We start from the raw sequence: 14,890 nt of genomic DNA, 5'->3' as shown, positions 1-14,890 counted from the left end.
AATACGCGATGAATCGTTCGTTGAAGCTGTCGATGCTAATGGCGCTTGCCTTGGGCAGCAGCCAGGCAATGGCACTGGAACTGGGCCAAATCCAGGTGAAGTCAGCCCTGGGGCAGCCCTTGCTGGCCGAGATACCGGTTAACCCCGAGAGTCCGGCTGAACTGCAGAACCTCACCGCGCGACTGGCGTCGGCGCAGGATGCGGCGACTGCCGGCGTGGCTGCCGGCCCGACCATTCCGCTGCAATTTGCCGTGGTGGACGGAGCCAACGGCAAGAAAGTCATCCGTATCACCAGCAGTGCGCCAGTGAACGACCCCTATCTCGACCTGTTGGTCGAGGTGAATAACGGCGCGGGCAAGAGCCTGCGCGAATTCACCATCCTGCTCGATCCGCCGAATTCGGCCGCCAGCGTGCCTGCCACGCATGCACCCGCGCAGGCTGCCGCCAAGCCCTCGCGCCACGCCGCAGCGGCAACGCCGGCCGCGGTTGCTAGCCAGAGCACAGCTGTCGCACCGGCGCCCGCGCCCGCAGCGAAGCCTGCCAAACCGGCGCCGGCGCCACGTGCCGCCGCTGCTGGCAGCTTTGGCCCGGTCGAAAGCGGCCAGACGCTCACCGGGATTGCGCATGAAACCGCACCCGATGGCGTCGACGTCAACCAGATGATGTTGGCGCTCAAGCAGGCCAACCCGGATGCCTTCTACCGCGACAACATCAATGCCCTGAAGACGGGCGCGGTGCTGCGCGTGCCGTCCCGCGAGGATGCACTGGCCACCGCCCTGGCCGCTGCGATGGCCGAGGTTCGTCGGCAGAACGGCGACTGGCGCTCGGGCGCCGCACGCACGCCGACAACCGTGGCTGATGCCGGCACGCGCGCGAATGCGTCGTCCGCTCCCACGGCGACGGCACCTGCCGGCGATCACCTGGCGCTGGTCCCGGCCAAGGAGGGCGCCGATAGCGCCGCCGGTCGCGGTGGCAAGGGTGAGAAGGCCGAGAAGGGCATGGCTGCCCTGCATCAGGATCTGTTGCGCAGCCAGGAGTCGCTGACCACGCTGACCAAGCAGGGCGACGAGTTGAAGGCGCGCCTGAAAGACCTGGAAGACATCAACAGCAAGAACGAGCGCTTGCTTTCGCTCAAGGACAATGAGATCGCCGAGCTCCAGCACAAGCTGGCCGACGCTCGCAAGGTGGCCGGCGCACCCGCTGAAGCCATGGCCGCCAAGCCGGCCGCCGCGGCGACGGTAGCCAATGCGCCGGTCAGTGCACCCGCCAAGGCGGCCACCACCGAGACCGTGGTCAAGGCCGACGCATCCACGGCGCAGCCCGCCCAGGCCGACGCCATGCACGCCGCTACAGCGCCTGCCGCAAGCACTAGCGCAGCGCAGGCCAGCGCTGCGCCGGTGGTCGCGAAGCCAGCCCCGGCCAAGCCGGTCGTCAAACCTGTGGTCAAAGCGGCCCCAGTGGCTGAGGAAGATCCCTGGTACATGCAGACCTGGGCCTGGGGCGCAGGTGCGGTTGCGGTGGTCGGGCTGCTCCTGCTCGCCATGCGTGGGCGTAGTCGCAAGTCGGCCGTGGCAGGAGCAAGCGGCGCTTCGTCGCTGGCCGATCACTTCGGCACCGTGCCGCAGCCAGGGCACGATGGCCCCGATCTGGATCAGGACGAACTGCTGGATCAGCTGGCTGAGCACCCGGACGATGTCGGCCTGCACCTGGAATTGGTGAGCCTCTATTACGTTCGCCGCGACGTCGAACATTTCGAGGCGGCGGCCGAGGCCATGCACGCCCATATCGCCGATGCACAGCAACCGGAATGGCAGGACGTCGTGCACATGGGCGAGGACCTGGTGCCGGAGCACCCGCTGTTCGCGGCCGTTGCACCGCGGCCCCCGCGCGGTCAGGACGAGCACGATGCCCTGCATCATTTCGACCTAGACAGCTACGTCAATGAGCACAAGGCGGACGAGCCACCGCCGCTCCCGCAGCATGCGGCCAATCACAAGGTCAGCGAGTATCACTTTGACTTTGACCTGACGCCGCGCCCGGCGCATGGCGCCGCGAAGGCGGCTGCGCATGAGTCGGAGGCCGTGATCGCCGGCAAGGATGTCGAGGAAGAGCTCGAGACACATCATGCTTCGACCTGGCAGTTCACTGAGCCGGCGGAGGACATGACGGCCCAGGAATCCCAGCATGAGCTGGGCCAGCTCAGCGACGACCCGATCGATACCAAGCTTGACCTTGCCCGCGCCTACGTCGACATGGGCGATCCCGATGGCGCACAGGCCATGCTCGAGGAAGTGATGCACGAAGGCTCACAGATGCAGAAGGACGTGGCCAAGCGCCTGCTCGACAGCCTGCACTGAAACCTGCATCACCACGGATGTGATGTCCACTCGGGCCGGCCTTGCCGGCCCGAGTGCGTTAGGGATGCTCTGATTCACTCTGCGTAGGCGTCATGATGTCCAGAAGGCCCGCCGGGTGTGTTGCGCGGCGTGGCCGTCTTGCCAAGCCGCGCGGCGCAGCCGGCGGGCCTTCTGGACATCACCCCATCGCGTTGAATTCCATAGGGTGGGGCCGGCTCTGTCTGTCCGCATCCCTTCGGTGCGCCGGCTCGACAGACGTCCAGTCTGCCGTCGCCGTCACCCCTGTGGTCTGCGAACAGACAGAGCCGGTGACTCCTACGCAGAGTGAATCAGAGCATCCCTAGGGCCTGCTAACCTAGTGCGCTTCCGTTTTTACGTGTCAGTTTCTTCATGCGACTAGCCCTGGGTATCGAGTACGACGGCACCGACTTCTCCGGCTGGCAGCGCCTGAGTCACGGCGAAACCGTGCAGGGTGCGCTGGAGCGGGCGCTGTCGTTCGTGGCCGCCCAGCCGGTCGAGGTGACCTGTGCCGGGCGCACCGACGCCGGCGTGCATGGCCGTTGCCAGGTGGTGCATTTCGATACCGAAGTACAGCGCGATCCGCGCAGCTGGGTGCTTGGCGGCTGCTCCAACCTGCCGTCCAGCGTGGCCGTGTTGTGGGCCCAGCCAGTGGACCAGGCGTTCCACGCGCGTTTTTCCGCGCGCAGCCGGCGTTATCGCTATCGCATCCTCAATCGGCAGGTCCGCGCCGCGCTGGAAGCGCGCTACGTGACCTGGGAGCGCTTGCCCCTGGATGCCGCGCGCATGCATGACGCCGCGCAGGCCTTGCTCGGTGAACATGATTTCAGCGCGTTCCGCGCGATGTCCTGCCAGGCCGCGCATCCGCGGCGCCAGGTGCTGGCGGTGAGCGTGCGACGCGAGGACGAGCAGGTCATCATCGAGATCGAGGCGAATGCGTTCCTCCATCATATGGTGCGCAACATCGTCGGCTCGCTGCTGCCGATCGGGCGTGGCGAGCAGCCGACCTCGTGGATGGGCGAGCTGCTGGCCGGACGCAGCCGCGAGGTCGCCGGCCCCACTGCCTTGGCCTCGGGCCTGACGTTTCTCGGTCCACGTTACGAAGCCCATTGGGGTTTGCCGGCGGAGGTGAGCCAATGACGCGCATCAAGTGCTGCGGCATGACCCGCGTCGAGGATGCGCTGCTGGCCGCACGGCTGGGAGCGGACGCCATCGGCCTGGTGTTTACCGCACGCAGCAAACGCCAGGTGTCGTTCGAGCAGGCACGCGCCATCCGCCAGGCTCTGCCGCCGTTTGTTTCGACCGTGGCGCTGTTCATGGACGACGACGCGGGACTGGTCCAGGAGGCTATCGACACGGTGCAACCCGATCTGCTGCAGTTCCATGGCAGCGAGCGTGACGACTGGTGTGCCCAGTTCGGCTGGCGCTACCTGAAGGCGATTGCGATGGGCGCCGGCGTCACTGCGCTGCCACAGCTGCGTGCGTATCCCGGCGCGGCTGGCCTGCTGCTGGATGGACACGGCCTCGGTGAGGCGGGCGGCAGCGGCAAGGCATTCGACTGGTCGCTGATGCCAAAGGACCTGCCGCAGCCGCTGATGCTCGCTGGCGGGCTCACGCCAGGAAATGTGGCGGAAGCCATCCGTATCGCCCGTCCCTGGGCGGTGGATGTAGCCAGCGGCATCGAATCGGCGCCAGGCATCAAGGATCCGCAAAAAATGGCGGACTTCATTCACGCCGTGCGTTGGGCGGACGCCAGCTGAGCAGGCCTTTCCTCCGCGGCTGATCGTTCCGCGTGCCAATGCCAGCGTGCTTCGATGACGGCCGGCAGACGGCACGCTAGCATGCGGCGTTGATCGTCCCTCTGCCCTGAGCCCCCCATGCCAGCACCGATTGAAGAGTTTCGCTACGACGGCCAGGCCGATGCGCTGGACCAGATAGTCAGCCGGGAACGCCCTCTCGTTATCCGGGGGCTGGTCAAGCACTGGCCCATCGTTGCCCTTGCCGGCGAATCGAACCAGGCGTTCGCGTCCCGACTCGCCTCCTTGGACAACGGTACGATCGTCGATGCGTTGCTCATCCCTCCGGAAGAAGAGGGAGTGGTCGGTTATCGTGCCGATGGCGAGGCGTTCAATTTCAGCCATCACCGCGTTTCCGTTACCCAGGGGCTGCAGCGCTTGCTGCAATTGGCTCAACAGGACAACGCGCCTGGCCTGGCCATGCAGAGCGCGCCCGTGGCGGGTTGCTTGCCGGGCCTGCTGGAGGATCATGCGGTCCCGTTTCTCGATACGGCGATCAAGCCGCGCGTGTGGATCGGCAATCAGGTGACCACGCCGGCCCACTTCGACGAATTCCATAACATCGCCTGCGTGGCATGCGGCGGCAGGCGATTTACGCTGTTTGCGCCCGAGCAGGTGCGCAACCTCTACGTGGGGCCGTTGGATTTCGCGCCCACCGGTGCCGCCATCAGCATGGCTCGGCTGGACCGGCCCGAAGACCCGCGTTTCCCGCGCCTCAAGCTGGCGCTTGCCCAAGCACAGGTGGCCGATCTGGCACCGGGTGACGCCATCTACATACCGCCCATGTGGTGGCATCACGTGACCTCGCTGGGAAAGCTCAACGCGCTGGTGAATTACTGGTGGCGGAAGGAGCAGGGCGCGGGACTGGTACCGCAGACCCGCCTGGGCGGGCTGCTGCATTGCATCCTGCTGTTCAAATCGCTGCCGGCCGCCGAGCGCGCGGCATGGCGCGAGTTGCTCGATCACTATGTATTCGGCGACGAGGACCCTGCCGCGCATATTCCAGAGGCGCGCCGTGGCTGGCTGGGCGAGCTGGATGCGGAGCAGTCGGGGAAGCTGCTGGAAAGGATCCGGCGTTACCTCTGAATGGCGTGCCTTTGCCTGACTGAGGATAGCTTGGCCAGGGGGCGCATCGATCGCAGGGATTCGGCGCAAGCCGGCTCGATTCAACCTGTGGCGAGGCTAAGCGCTCACCCCGCGCCGCTCTCCGCAGGGAAGCGTGCTGCAAACTCGGCTTTCAGCCAAGTCGCCAGCTCTGCCGCGCGCGTAGCCGATGCCCTGGCCGGTGTTGCCAGTACCCACTGCGCGGCCGTTTCCTGAAAACCCCATGGCGCGATCAGGCGCCCGTTCGCCAGGTCGTCCGCCACCAGCGGCGCGGGGGCGATGGCGACGCCACGCCCGCCCACGGCGGCCTCGATCAGATGATAGAGGTGCGGATAGCCTTCGCCGAGGCTGAGTTTATCGTTCGGTAACCCCGTGCTTTGCGCCCAATTCGACCACGCCTTGGGTCGCGATAGCGTGTGCAGCAGCGTCAGCTGCAGCAGCGCCTCGGGTTTGCCTGGGCTAAGACCATGCTTTTTTGCGTACCGTGGGCTCACCACGGGCCCGATGGACTCGCGCGATAACGGATGTACTTGCCACGTTGCCGGCCACGGAGGTTCGCCCGCCAGCAGGGCGGCATCGAGCCCGCCCAACGTTTCATCAAAGGATGTTTCCTGCGGACGAAGATGAAGTGCCAGTTCAGGCAGATCGGCCATCAGCCGGTCGAGTCTCGGAATCATCCAGCGCGCCAGCAGGCTGACCGGGCAGCCGAGCACGAACGGCGACTGCGCGGCGCCCTGACGCAGGTCGTCACAGGCTTCGCGTAGCTGCGCGAACGCGGCCGTGCTGGTGTCACGCAAGCGTTGCCCCGCCGGCGTCAGTGCCAGCCCTCGTCCCTGGCGCTGGAACAGGGCGACGCCCAGCTCGCCCTCCAGTGCGCGAATGTGTCGGCTGACGGCACCGTGGGTGACGTGCAGCTCGCTCGCTGCGCGACTGACACTTTCCAGCCGTGCTGCCGCTTCAAAGGCATGAAGAGCATTGAGGGAGGGTAGTGGACGGGGCATGGGATGTGTGACTTTTTCTGACGTATGGGAGCCATCATATCGCTTTTGGTCGCGGGTCCTTTGGGGTACGGTGGCGAGCACATGGCGGGTGCATTCCGCCGCCGTTTCGCGAGTGGATTCATGAGCAAGATCACCGATTTCAGCGTCTACCCCGACGAGCACGGCCGCTTCGGCAACTACGGCGGAAGTTTTGTCGCCGAAACCCTGATGGCGCCGCTGGCCGAACTGACCGAGGCATATCTGCGCCTGCGCCAGGATCCCGATTTCCTCGCCGAATTGGACCGCGACCTCAAGTACTACGTCGGCCGGCCCAGCCCGATCTACTACGCGGAACGGCTATCCCAGCAGGTGGGCGGCGCGCGCATCCTGCTCAAGCGCGAAGACTTGAATCACACCGGTGCGCACAAGATCAACAACACCATCGGCCAGGCCCTGGTGGCCAAGCGCATGGGCAAGCCGCGCATCATTGCCGAGACCGGCGCCGGCCAGCATGGCGTGGCCAGCGCCACCGTGGCGGCACGCTTCGGGCTGAAGTGCGTGGTCTACATGGGCGCGGTGGATATCGAGCGGCAGAAGATCAACGTCTACCGCATGAAGCTGCTCGGCGCCGAGGTAGTGCCGGTCACCTCCGGCTCGAAGACGCTCAAGGACGCCCTCAACGAAGCGATGCGCGATTGGGTCACCAACGTGGCCGACACCTTCTACATCATCGGTACCGTGGCCGGTCCGCACCCGTATCCGCTGATGGTGCGCGACTTCAACGCCATCGTGGGACGCGAAGCCCGCGAGCAGATGCTGGAGCAATTCGGCCGTCTGCCGGACGTGCTCACTGCATGCGTGGGCGGCGGCTCGAATGCGATCGGCCTGTTTCATGCCTTCCTCAACGATGCCGATGTGCGCATGGTGGGCGCCGAGGCAGCGGGCGAAGGCATCGCGACCGGGCATCACGCGGCCTCGCTGGCAGCGGGCCGGCCGGGCGTGCTGCATGGCAATCGCACCTATGTGCTGTGCGACGACAACGGCCAGATCACCGAGACGCACTCGGTCTCGGCCGGTCTCGACTATCCCGGCGTCGGCCCTGAGCACGCGTTCCTGAAGGATGCCGGTCGCGCGGAATATGTCGGCGTCACCGATGACGAAGCGCTCGAGGCCTTCCATCTGCTGGCGCGGACCGAAGGCATCCTGGCCGCATTGGAATCCAGCCATGCGGTGGCGCAGGCGATCAAGCTGGCGCGTGAGTATCCGAAGGACGGGCTGGTGCTGTGCAACCTCTCCGGTCGCGGTGACAAGGACGTTCACACGATTGCCGCGCGCGAAGGAGTGCAGGTATGAGCCGCATCGACCATCGTTTCGCCCAGCTGAAAGCGGCTGGCCGCACTGGCCTGATTCCGTTTGTCACGGCGGGTGATCCGTCGCCGCAGCATGCCGTCGCGCTGATGCATGCGCTGGTGGCCGCGGGCGCCGACGTGATCGAGCTTGGCGTGCCGTTTTCCGATCCGATGGCCGACGGCCCGGTGATCCAGCACGCCAGCGAGCGTGCCATCGAGCACGGCGTCGGCCTGGTCGACGTGCTGGGCTATGTGGCTGAGTTCCGACAGCGCGATGCCGACACGCCGGTGGTGCTGATGGGGTATCTGAATCCGATCGAGATCCACGGTTACGCTCGCTTCGCGGCCGAAGCCGTACGGGCCGGCGTCGACGGCGTGCTGGTGGTTGATTGCCCGCTGGAAGAATCGGCCGTGCTGCAGCCGCTGCGCGATGCCGGCCTGCAGCAAATCCTGCTGGCGGCACCTACGACCGCACCCGGGCGTATGGTGGAGCTGTGCGGGTCGGCCCAGGGTTTCCTGTACTATGTATCGTTCGCCGGTATCACAGGCGCCGCGCGATTGAGCACCAGCGACATCGCCCAGCGCGTGGCCGATATCCGGGCGAAGTCCAAGGCTCCGGTGGCCGTGGGCTTTGGCGTGCGCGATGCGCAGACCGCCAAGGCGATCGCCGGTTTCGCGGATGCGGTGGTGATTGGCAGTGCTCTGGTGGAGCGCCTGGCCGGTGCGGAACATGTCGAAGACATCACCGCGCGGGCAAGCGCCTTCCTCGCCCCCATTCGCGCCGCGCTGGATGCGCATTGAGCACACGCTGCGTCTGACGCGGCGTCGCGTCATGAACGTTTGAGGTGTTGCGATGAATTGGCTGCAGAAAATCATGACTCCGCGTGCCCGCACGCAGGCTTCTTCCACTGCCGGCAAGGGCAAGGTGCCCGAGGGCGTGTGGGAGAAGTGCGGCGGTTGCGGCACCGTGCTGTATCGCCCGGAGCTGGAACGCAATCTGATGGTCTGCCCCAAGTGCGGCCATCACCACAGCATCGATGCGCGCGCACGTCTCGATTCCTTCCTCGATGCAGGCTCCACGCAGGAATGGTGGGCCAGCATGGAGCCGAGCGATCCGCTGAAATTCCGCGACACCAAGAAGTATCGCGACCGCATCATCGCGGCGCAGAAATCGACTGGTGAGAAGGACGCGCTGCTGGCCATGAGCGGTTGTCTCAAGGGTCGTCCGCTGATGGCGGTGGCGTTTGAGTTCTCCTACATGGGCGGTTCGATGGGCTCGGTGGTGGGCGAGAAGTTCACTCGCGCCGCCGAACGCGCCCTGGCCGATCGCAGTGCCCTGGTGTGCTTCTCCGCCACCGGCGGCGCGCGCATGCAGGAGTCGCTGTTCTCGCTGATGCAGATGGCGAAGACGTCGGCGGCACTCGCGCGCATGCGCGATGCCGGCGTGCCGTACATCAGCGTGCTGACGCATCCCACCACCGGCGGCGTGTCGGCCAGCCTGGGCATGCTGGGTGACATCAACGTGGCCGAGCCGAAGGCGCTGATCGGCTTTGCTGGCCCGCGCGTGATCGAACAGACCGTGCGCGAGACCTTGCCGGAAGGCTTCCAGCGTTCGGAGTTCCTGGTCGAGCATGGCGCCATCGATCTGATCGTCGATCGTCGGGAGATGCGCGACAGACTTGCCGATCTGCTCGGCCTGCTCATGAAGGCGCCGCGCGCCGCCTGATCGCCACTCACCGGGCTTCATCAAAAACGGCGTCCTGCCATGCGGGGCGCTGTTTTCGTTTGGGCGCGCGGAAGTTCTCCACAGCTTATGTGGACGCAGCCTGGGTAAGCCTGTGGAAAAGTGAGATTCTGCGCTTTGCCGTCAGACACTTGCTACGTCGTGACTACTTTTTGCGCAGTGCTGGCACCTGCTGTTACGGAGTTTTCCACAGCGATTGTGGATGGCGTTCGGGTAAGCCTGTGGACAAGCGCGCAAGTGGCCTTTGCCAACAGATACTTGTGACGCGTTGACGATGTTTTGACCAGCATGCGCGAGAGCGTCGGTGACGGGTGCGTCGCGTGTTTTCCACAGCCGGTGTGGATGCGCATGGGCAAAGCCTGTGGATAGGTGTGCTATCCACTTGAGTTGAAAGGAACTGCGACGCACCGGCAACAGAATGCGCAGTGCGGAGAATCACGTCAACAACGCGTGCAGTGGCAGCAGCCATAGCGAGAGCGCGCCGAGTGCGCTGCCGATGACCGTAGCCGCGAGCACATCGCTGGGATAGTGAAGTCCGAGGATCACGCGCGACGCGCCGACCATGGCGGTGAAGGTGAGCAGCAACGGAGCCAGCACCGGATACCAGGCGAGGGCCACCACGGTGAAGCTCACCGCCTGCAGCGTATGGCCGGAAGGGAAACTGAACTCGTCCAGCGGTGGCACGTGGGCGATGACGCCAGGGCAGGAACGAAACGGACGCGGCCGCCGTGTCCAGCGCTTGAGCAAGCGATAGAGCAACAGGGCAGCGAGTCCGGTCACCGCCATCTGCGCGGCCGCGAGCAAGCCGTGACGTCCGCCGACCAGGGCCAGCACCAGCATCAGCGCATACCAGAACACACCGTCGCCGAGCCGGCTGATGAGGCCGAAGAACACCCCGACCGCGCGGCGCGTGCCCCAGCGATTGGCCGCCACGCACATGCGGCGGTCAATCGCCAGTCGTGGCCCTGCGGGAAGTTCAGGCGTGTGCAGCGGCGGCATGGCGTTCATGAGTGCGCTCCTGGGCCAGTTCACGCAACAGGTTTTCGAATTCGCCGATGACTGCATTCGGCGAGAGGTTGGCGATGCTGGCGTGCGCGGCGCGCCCCATATGGCGAATCAGGCTCGCGTTGCTGGCCAGAGTGGTGGCAGATTGGATAAACGCTTTCTCGTCGCCGATGTCGATGCGATAGCCGTTGTGGCCGCTGAGCAGATGTTCGCGGGCCGCGCCTTCCTCATAGGCGACTACGGGCAGGCCGGAGGCGAGCGCTTCGAGGATCACATTGCCGAACGTCTCGCTGAGGCTGGGGAAGGGAAACACGTCCGCGCTCGCGTAATGGCGTGCGAGCACGTCGCCGCGTTGGACACCAGCAAAGATGAAATCCGTGTTGGCCGCCTGCAGCGCCGCGCGCGCGGGACCATCGCCCACCCACACATAACGTGCCTTGGGCACCTGTTGCTGGATGGCGCGGAAGGTACGCACGGCGAGGTCGAGATTCTTCTCCGGCGCAATGCGTCCCACGTACAGCACGACGGGCGTGTTTCCATCCACACCCCAGCTGCGGCGTAGTTCGACATCGCGGTAACGCGGATGAAAGAGCTGGGTGTCGACCGCGCGGCGCAGCAGACGTGCCGTGTCGACACCGAGTGCGGTCAATTCCTTGGCCAACGCCTCCGTCGGCACCAAGGTGGCTGCCGCGCGGCGATGGAAGCGGCGCAGATAACTCCTCACCACGGGGGTAAGAAAGCCGATGCCGTAGTGGTCGGCGTAGGTGTCGAAGCGGGTGTGGAAGCCGGTGGCGGTGGGAATGCCAAGTCGCTTGGCGGTGCGCACGGCGGACCAGCCCAGCGGGCCTTCCGTGGCGACGTAGATGGCGTCGGGGCGCAGGCGTGTCCAGCGTTCGCTCAGCGCGCTGCTCGCGGGGAGGCCAAAACGCAGGCCCGGATAGCGGGGTAGCGAGGCGCCACGTACTTCGAGCGTGGTGATGCCCGGTTCGTCGTCGAAGGGGTGTTGTTGGCGGGGGCGGATCAGATCGACCGTGTGGCCTTGCGCCGCCAGTCCGGCGGCGAGGCTGTGCACGGTCAGTGCCACGCCGTTGATTTCGGGTGGATAAGTCTCGCTGACAATGCCGATGCGCACTGGTAGATACCGTCTGCTGGCCCGGAGCAGGTTCTACCCTTGGCGTTGCGGAGGCATGGCGTCGGTATGACGACCGCGTGACGGTCGTCCCGGGCAGGCGCTGCGGGCGCTGAGGGCGCCTCGGGCGAGTACACTGCCCGCACCTGTCACCGTGGAGACACGTCGATGAAACGCATGTTGCTCGCTCTGGCCCTGGCCACCCTGACTTGCAGTGCCTTCGCCGCCGATGCACCGGGGCTGCCGGTGACGAAGGCCACCGCCGGTGCCGAGGTCTACATTGTCTCGCCGAAAGACGGTGCGACCGTTGGCCAGGAATTCACCGTCGTATTCGGCCTGAAAGGCATGGGTGTCGCGCCTGCCGGGGTGAAGAAGGAAGGTACCGGCCACCATCACCTGTTGGTCGATGTGACCGACATGCCGGCTGCCGGCCAGCCGATTCCGAAGGACGAGCACCATATGCACTTCGGCAACGGCCAGACCGAAACCGCGCTCAAGCTCGCACCCGGCACGCACACCTTGCAGATGGAACTGGCGGACGAGAATCACATTCCGTTCGACCCGCCGTTGGTTTCGCCGAAGATCACCGTGCATGTGAAGTAAGGCGTTGCTTAGGCGGCTTCGTCGAGACGAAGCCGCCCCTTGGGTTGGCTGCTGCGGCGGCGCTCAGCGACCGAAGTACATTGCTACCCCGAGCCCGGCCTCCCACTCGGCGGCGCGACCGCCCAGGCGGTGGCGGAACCAACTGTCAAACTGCAGTCGTGGCAAGGGTGCGAAGGTGATGCCGCCGCCCGCCTGGCTGCCGTAACGATGGTTTGCATCGCGCAACATGGCCGCTTCGATATAAAAACCGAACAAGTCGTTGACCTGGTAGTTGTAGTCGGGAGCAACCAGATAATTGTCCTTGCCGGCGCTACGCTGCCACTGCGCGAAGTAACTCAGGTCGGCCTTCTCGCTGAACTTTTGGTCCACCACGAGGCCCAGGGTGTAGACGCGTTGTTCGCTGCGAAAGTCAGGCGTGCCGTCGTTGAATTCCACCGTGCCCAACAGACCCCAATCCCACACCTTGCTGCCGGACTGCGGCGCCCATTTCAGTCCCAGGCTGGTATCTCCGTGACCGTGACTGGTTTGCGCACGCCCCGCACCGGTCTGTCGCAAGCTGTTATACGGCGAACCCCCTAGCTGCAGCTCCAGGCCAGAGCCGACGCCCAAGCGGAGCAGACTGTCGAATGTGCTCAGGCGGCTGGTCACGCCGGCATCCTTGTTGAGGCTCCAGTCGGGCAGTCCCTGTTCATAGCCAAACTGGCCGGCGTTCATCGGATTGGTGGAAAAGCCCAGGCCGGGACGATCGAAGCCGGGTTCATCGTCCGCCCACGCCGGCAGCGCACAGGCGAGACCGAGCGCCAGCAAGGCAAGAGTGCGGTGCCATCGGCCAGATCGGCTAAAATCCATTGCTTCGCTCCGCACATTCCAAGAAAACCCGATGACCGTTCGCACTCGTTTTGCCCCCAGTCCCACCGGCTTCCTGCATATCGGCGGTGCTCGCACCGCACTTTATTGCTGGCTGGAGGCGCGCCGCCGTGGCGGCGAATTCGTGCTGCGCATCGAGGATACCGATCGCGAGCGTTCCACGGTGGAGGCCGTGCAGGCCATTCTCGACGGCATGCAGTGGCTGGGCCTGGTCCATGACGACGGTCCGATTTACCAGACCGCCCGCCTGGAGCGCTACAAGCAGGTCGCCGACGAGCTGTTGAAGGCCGGCAAGGCCTACTACGCCTACGAAAGCAAGGACGAGATCGAGGCGATGCGCAACGAGGCCATGGCCAAGGGCGAGAAGCCCCGCTACAACGGCTATTACCGCGACCGCAACGAGCCGTATCGCGACGACCCGAACCGCGTGATCCGCTTCAAGAACCCGGCCGAAGGTTCGGTGGTGTTCGACGACAAGGTGAAGGGCCGGGTGGAGTGGAGCAATAGCGAGCTGGACGATCTGGTGATCTTCCGCTCCGACGGTTGGCCAACCTACAACTTCGCCGTGGTGGTCGACGACATCGACATGGGCATCACCGAGGTGATCCGCGGCGACGACCATGTCAACAACACGCCGCGCCAGATCAATATCTACCACGCGCTCGGCGCGCCAGTGCCTGAGTTCGCCCATCTGCCGATGATCCTGGGCCCGGATGGCCAGAAGCTCAGCAAGCGCCACGGCGCGGTGAGCGTGATGCAGTACCGCGACGACGGCTTCCTGCCGCATGCGCTGCTGAACTACCTGGTGCGCCTGGGCTGGTCGCATGGCGACAAGGAGATCTTCTCGGCCGAGGAGATGGTGCGCCTGTTCGACATCGGCGACGTCAACAAGGCGGCCTCGCGTTTCGACGTGACCAAGCTGTCCTGGCTCAACCAGCATTACCTGAAGTCCGAAGACCCGGCCGCGATCGCGCCGGAGTTCGAGTGGCACCTCACCCAGGCGGGTATCGATTTCAGCCAGGGACCGAAGCCGGCCGAAGTGATCGTGGCGCTACGCGATCGTGTGCAGACGCTGAAGGAAATGGCTGAGCGCGCGAAGATCTGGTACGGCCCGATCCTGGCATGGGATGACAAGGCCGTCGCCAAGCATTTGCAGAACGACTCCGCCGTACCGGTGCTCGAAGCCGCCAAGTCGCTGCTGGCCACCGCCGATTGGACGCCCGAGGCGATCCATCAGGTGATCGAGCAGGTCGCGGCGAAACTGGAGCTGGGCATGGGCAAGATTGCCCAGCCACTGCGCGTGGCGCTGACCGGTACGCAGGTGTCGCCGTCGATCGAGCACACTGTGTATCTGGCAGGGCGCGAGGAAGCGCTTAAGCGTGTCGATGACGCGATTGCCAAGGCGAAGGGCTGAGCCGCGGCTCTTTCGTCGCCATCCCAGAAACTCAATCGTCATCCCAGCTTTCGCTGGGATGACGAACGTTAAAGTGCAATAGGCCCATCGCACCAACCTTTCGCTGATGCTCATAGCGACTGACCCCTCTGCACGTAAGGCTGAGACTCCGGCGAGTGCAAGCCGGGCGCCGACGCTTCATGATCGCAATCATCGCAGTGATAGGACGAGGTCGACGTGGAGCATTGGCTGGACAAGGCGACCCAGGGCGTGGATCCGGACAGTCCAGACGCCTTCCTGCACATCTTCCTGAACCTGATGGTCATGCTGCCGTGGGCGGCGTTGTTCTGGTGGAGCGTGTTCTTCGTCGTGGTAGGGGCCTTGCTCGGCTGGTGGCGTGGACGCGTGGTGGAGGGCATCGTCTGGGCCGTGGTGCTGGGGCCGATCGGCTGGATCGTGGTGCTGGGGCGTCCCCGTCCCAAGCCCCGGCCGGAGCCGCCGCCGCTACCGCGCAGGCGCTGACAAGGCCCTCTTGCGCGGGAGTG

14 protein-coding genes are annotated in these 14,890 nt (G+C 65.3%); 10 read left to right on the top strand and 4 right to left on the bottom strand.

Translation table 11 applies throughout. From position 1 onward, the window contains the following. Nucleotides 1–8: 8 nt before the first annotated feature. The 4 genes from ACT01B_RS14675 (at nucleotide 9) to ACT01B_RS14660 (ending at nucleotide 5,257) form a co-directional block, all read left to right on the top strand. Nucleotides 9–2,357: a FimV/HubP family polar landmark protein gene (locus ACT01B_RS14675; protein ID WP_445143975.1), complete on the top strand. Its 2,349-nt coding sequence runs from the start codon at nucleotides 9–11 to the stop codon at nucleotides 2,355–2,357. Nucleotides 2,358–2,747: 390 nt separating this feature from the next. Next, nucleotides 2,748–3,515, top strand: a complete 768-nt coding sequence (gene truA, locus ACT01B_RS14670) for a tRNA pseudouridine(38-40) synthase TruA (protein WP_445143974.1) — start codon at nucleotides 2,748–2,750, stop codon at nucleotides 3,513–3,515. After that, on the top strand, nucleotides 3,512–4,135 hold the full coding sequence (locus ACT01B_RS14665) for a phosphoribosylanthranilate isomerase (RefSeq protein ID WP_445143973.1): 624 nt from the start codon (nucleotides 3,512–3,514) through the stop codon (nucleotides 4,133–4,135). The genes truA and ACT01B_RS14665 overlap by 4 nt, the downstream gene beginning before the upstream one ends. Nucleotides 4,136–4,252: 117 nt before the next feature. Continuing rightward, nucleotides 4,253–5,257 (top strand): cupin-like domain-containing protein, encoded by a 1,005-nt coding sequence (locus ACT01B_RS14660; RefSeq protein WP_445143972.1) that lies wholly within the window; start codon nucleotides 4,253–4,255, stop codon nucleotides 5,255–5,257. A gap of 104 nt (nucleotides 5,258–5,361) precedes the next feature. Here the strand turns inward: ACT01B_RS14660 and ACT01B_RS14655 are convergent, their stop codons facing one another. Next, nucleotides 5,362–6,276, bottom strand: a complete 915-nt coding sequence (locus ACT01B_RS14655) for a LysR family transcriptional regulator (RefSeq protein WP_445143971.1) — start codon at nucleotides 6,274–6,276, stop codon at nucleotides 5,362–5,364. A 120-nt stretch (nucleotides 6,277–6,396) separates the two neighbouring features. On the opposite strand from ACT01B_RS14655, the gene trpB reads away from it, so the two are divergent. Genes trpB through accD form a run of 3 tightly spaced genes read left to right on the top strand, consistent with a single transcriptional unit; the run spans nucleotide 6,397 to nucleotide 9,330 of the window. Beyond that, nucleotides 6,397–7,608: a tryptophan synthase subunit beta gene (trpB, locus tag ACT01B_RS14650; RefSeq protein ID WP_445143970.1), complete on the top strand. Its 1,212-nt coding sequence runs from the start codon at nucleotides 6,397–6,399 to the stop codon at nucleotides 7,606–7,608. Next, the gene (gene trpA / locus ACT01B_RS14645) at nucleotides 7,605–8,405 is read left to right on the top strand and encodes a tryptophan synthase subunit alpha (protein ID WP_445143969.1); all 801 of its coding nucleotides are present in this window, start codon (nucleotides 7,605–7,607) and stop codon (nucleotides 8,403–8,405) included. Before trpB ends, trpA begins: the two co-directional genes overlap by 4 nt. A gap of 52 nt (nucleotides 8,406–8,457) precedes the next feature. Further along, nucleotides 8,458–9,330 carry an acetyl-CoA carboxylase, carboxyltransferase subunit beta gene (accD, locus tag ACT01B_RS14640; RefSeq protein ID WP_445143968.1) on the top strand — a complete coding sequence of 291 codons (873 nt, stop codon included), beginning with the start codon at nucleotides 8,458–8,460 and terminating at the stop codon, nucleotides 9,328–9,330. 453 nt (nucleotides 9,331–9,783) lie between these two features. Here the strand turns inward: accD and ACT01B_RS14635 are convergent, their stop codons facing one another. Both ACT01B_RS14635 and ACT01B_RS14630 read right to left on the bottom strand, forming a co-directional pair. Next, a complete protein-coding gene (locus ACT01B_RS14635) occupies nucleotides 9,784–10,356 on the bottom strand; it encodes a phosphatase PAP2 family protein (RefSeq protein ID WP_445143967.1) in 573 nt (190 codons plus the stop codon). After that, nucleotides 10,325–11,485, bottom strand: coding sequence for a glycosyltransferase family 4 protein (locus ACT01B_RS14630; protein WP_445143966.1), 1,161 nt, complete (start codon nucleotides 11,483–11,485; stop codon nucleotides 10,325–10,327). Before ACT01B_RS14630 ends, ACT01B_RS14635 begins: the two co-directional genes overlap by 32 nt. A 165-nt stretch (nucleotides 11,486–11,650) precedes the next feature. On the opposite strand from ACT01B_RS14630, the gene ACT01B_RS14625 reads away from it, so the two are divergent. Continuing rightward, nucleotides 11,651–12,085: a DUF4399 domain-containing protein gene (locus ACT01B_RS14625; protein WP_445143965.1), complete on the top strand. Its 435-nt coding sequence runs from the start codon at nucleotides 11,651–11,653 to the stop codon at nucleotides 12,083–12,085. 63 nt (nucleotides 12,086–12,148) lie between these two features. Here ACT01B_RS14625 and ACT01B_RS14620 read toward each other — a convergent pair whose 3' ends face one another. Next, nucleotides 12,149–12,934 carry a transporter gene (locus ACT01B_RS14620; protein WP_445143964.1) on the bottom strand — a complete coding sequence of 262 codons (786 nt, stop codon included), beginning with the start codon at nucleotides 12,932–12,934 and terminating at the stop codon, nucleotides 12,149–12,151. Between the two features lie 31 nt (nucleotides 12,935–12,965). Here ACT01B_RS14620 and gltX point away from each other — a divergent pair, with 31 nt between their 5' ends. Next, nucleotides 12,966–14,366: a glutamate--tRNA ligase gene (gene gltX / locus ACT01B_RS14615; RefSeq protein WP_445143963.1), complete on the top strand. Its 1,401-nt coding sequence runs from the start codon at nucleotides 12,966–12,968 to the stop codon at nucleotides 14,364–14,366. A gap of 216 nt (nucleotides 14,367–14,582) precedes the next feature. Continuing rightward, complete coding sequence (locus ACT01B_RS14610; RefSeq protein ID WP_445143962.1) at nucleotides 14,583–14,867, top strand: hypothetical protein; 285 nt, start codon at nucleotides 14,583–14,585, stop codon at nucleotides 14,865–14,867. The last annotated feature ends 23 nt before the right edge of the window (nucleotides 14,868–14,890 follow it).

Source organism: Dyella sp. Tek66A03, assembly GCF_052567735.1.
The sequence above is the reverse complement of the archived record's forward strand: the minus strand, read 5'-3'. Positions and strand labels throughout refer to the sequence as shown.